The organism is Microcoleus sp. PH2017_35_SFW_U_B, from assembly GCF_020737865.1.
Taxonomy (GTDB): Bacteria; Cyanobacteriota; Cyanobacteriia; order Cyanobacteriales; family Microcoleaceae; genus Microcoleus.
Genome location: NZ_JAEQDE010000001.1, coordinates 1 through 2,085, shown reverse-complemented (window position 1 = coordinate 2,085; position 2,085 = coordinate 1). Strand labels below are relative to the sequence as shown.

Genomic DNA, 2,085 nt, shown 5'->3' with positions numbered 1-2,085 from the left:
GTCCAAATCTTAAGGTACGTAGTTGCGCTTGAGCGCTCTTTCGGAGATTGTGGAAAAGAGCGCTTAAGCGCAACTACGTACCTAATTGAAGCGCTCTTTCGGAGATTGTGGAAAAGAGCGCTTAAGCGCAACTACGTACCTAATTGAAGCGCTCTTTTAGAGATTTTGCAAAAGAGCGCTTAAGCGCAACTACGTACCTAATTAAAGCGCTCTTTTCTAGATTTTGCAAAAGAGCGCTGAAGCGCAACTACGTACCTAATTGAACGGTTGATGATGTGGATTAATTGCGGTGATTGTTGGTGTACCGAATTCGGGCTCCGGCCCACTGAAGTTTTTCCCTCAATGTGCCGTAATAAGAATAGTTTTCCCGCAAAATGATAAATTTGGCTTCGCAGTCTGCCATCCGCACATCTACGCGCTGTCCGGGCCAAATTGCTGTAGCTAAAATGCCGTCCATCCAGAGTTTTGTACTGAGTTCGTAATCTGCTAAGGGCCAAATGCTGACGACGGAACCGGGCGGCAAAACTACAGCCCGGCTGGATAAACTTAAAGGGCAAATCGGAGTAACTGCGATCGCATCCATTCCCGAGTGGATAATCGGCCCGTTGGCAGATGCGGTGTAGCAAGTCGAACCGGTAGGGGTTGCCACAATTAAACCGTCGCCTTGATATTGATCGACTACTTCGCCGTCAACTTCCATTTCTAGAATACAGCTCGGCATTCGATCGGCAGAAGCAGGTTTGACACACATTTCATTAAGTGCCAAAAATCGATCGCTTTCCGGTTCAAGATTAGTTCTGTTTCCCTCAAAAACCGCCGCCTGCAACATCATCCGCTTCTGCACGGCATACCTATCTTCGGCTAGTCTGTCCCAAATCTCCTCAGTATTTTGGAAATCCTCAAAAGACTCGGTTAAAAAACCCAGATGTCCGCCTACATTCGCAGCTAAAATCGGGATGCCGTCAGCAGCCAAATTCCGCGCAGCAGCCAGGGCGGTACCGTCGCCGCCGAGAACTACGGCTAGATCGATCGGGCTGTTACTAGAAGCTAAAAACACCGGATACGGGTTATCTTTCGGGCCGCTGGGGCCCATTAAAACTTGACATCCGCGACTTTCTAACTGGCGGGCACATTGTTCTGCCCACCGCTGGCTGAGGGTGTCTCGGGCTTTGTGGGCGATAATTACTTGTTTTAGTTGCACAATTAATTTGGGATTTGGGATTTGGGGTTTGGGATTTTAGACTGAACTAAAAAATCTCAAAATGTTCGATCGCACAAATTGATTTCGGACATCATTTTAGATATTAAACTATTCTTGAAAATTGCGAGGCATAGCCAAAGCATCTGCGTTCCTCGGCAGCGCCGGGGAACGAGAATTCCCCATTGTTTAATCGAAAATCGCCCATCGAAAATGGTATTGATTACCCATCAATACTTCGGGATTTGGGCTGCGGCCAAATAATGCTGGTATCGGAGGCGAGGATGCGAGAAACTGCGATCGCCCCAAAACGGTTGAGGTGGCTGGGATCTAAGAAATAGTCGTTGCGATTTGGCCACCGCTGGGACAAGTCGCGGAAGGCGAATCCTTTTTGTCGCGAGAGTTGCTGCATTCGTTGTCTAAACTGCTGTTCTGCCCACCGACGAGTTGGATCTAGGTAGTCGTCGGTGAGGGGCAAATTGACGAAAATTAGGGGGATTTTCCGAGTTTTGGTAAATGCTACGACTGAATTAAAGGCTGTTGCTTGTTTGCCGCTGAGGTTGAAGTCTTCGTAGTCGCGATCGTACTTGCCTGAAACGTAAGCGCGTTGTCGATAATATGTGTTGGGATTGTAACTTCCTGATATAGGCATGAATCCGTTAGAGTCGATCGCATCTGCCAATTCGCTGACTTGTCTAATTGCTATTTTTGTTTGTGATACTGCATTCTGGGCAACAGGCAAGATGCCTGTTCCACTGTTGAGTAATTTGACTGTGGGGAGTAGGGGTTGGGCATCTTGCCCGCCCCAGTCAGCAACAGGCAAGATGCCTGTTCCACTGTTGAGTAATTTGACTGTGGGGTGGGCATCTTGCCCGCCCCAGTCAGCA

General features: G+C 48.3%; 1 protein-coding gene and 1 pseudogene. Both read right to left on the bottom strand.

The window, feature by feature from the left end; genetic code table 11:
- Window positions 1-280 precede the first annotated feature (280 nt).
- Complete coding sequence (locus JGK36_RS00010; protein ID WP_293199260.1) at window positions 281-1,201, bottom strand: NAD(+) kinase; 921 nt, start codon at window positions 1,199-1,201, stop codon at window positions 281-283.
- 220 nt (window positions 1,202-1,421) lie between these two features.
- Window positions 1,422-2,085: pseudogene (locus JGK36_RS00005) on the bottom strand (hypothetical protein); the annotation flags it as partial.